Raw genomic sequence first — 680 nt, 5'->3', positions numbered from 1 at the left:
CGCCCGTTGTCGATGTGTTCTTTTGTTGGGTCTTGTTTTTCTGCTTTTGGCGGAACAGGGTCCATCTCTGCGGTATCGATGAAGTTCACCCCATGATCGACAGCAAAGTCGAGCTGCTCAAAAGCTTCCTGTTCGATATTTTGCTCACCAAAAGTCATAGTGCCGAGACAGATTTTACTGATCTCGAGTGATGAGTGCGGTAGTTTGGTGTATTGCATTTCACTTCCTTGAAAAATAGCCAACTGAATAGGTTATCCATCAATATATGGGATTTTTGGTCGCTATCGCAAATCATTTACGTATAAGCGCAAGTGTGGCTCGAAAGGTATTCATCCCCCAACTACACTAAAAAGATCTTGTGAAGGAGGTGCACTATGCAGAAGCATCAACTGGACATGTGGCTACATGGTCAACATAAAGACACCTATACGTTACCCAAAGTATTTGTCATTGGGTGTTCCGATGTCTCTGACTATTTGCTAGCTGTGGAATATAAGCACCAGCTAGAGCCGATTAAAGATGGAGAGGAACCGCTTCATTTTGGTTCCTTAGATTTGGTGAAAGAAGAGCTGCTCAGGTTAGGTATCGACAAAGCTTATTTGCGGTTACACAACGCTTACGATGAGTGCGGTAGTGAGGGTACTGCCTCCTACTGCGATATCGAATTATCGTTGGTTACC

General features: G+C 44.1%; 2 protein-coding genes. One reads left to right on the top strand and one right to left on the bottom strand.

Going from position 1 to position 680, the window contains the following annotated elements; translation table 11 throughout:
- On the bottom strand, positions 1-218 hold a 218-nt coding region (locus R8O11_RS28105; RefSeq protein WP_318194983.1), incomplete at its 3' end, for an aldo/keto reductase.
- A gap of 156 nt (positions 219-374) precedes the next feature.
- On the opposite strand from R8O11_RS28105, the gene R8O11_RS28100 reads away from it, so the two are divergent.
- Positions 375-680 (top strand): DUF6482 family protein (locus R8O11_RS28100; protein ID WP_005459414.1); only part of this gene is annotated, 306 nt, incomplete at its 3' end.

It is taken from the genome of Vibrio sp. 1288, assembly GCF_033344475.1.
Note: the sequence above shows the minus strand (reverse complement) of the source record. Positions and strands in the feature narration are given on the sequence as shown.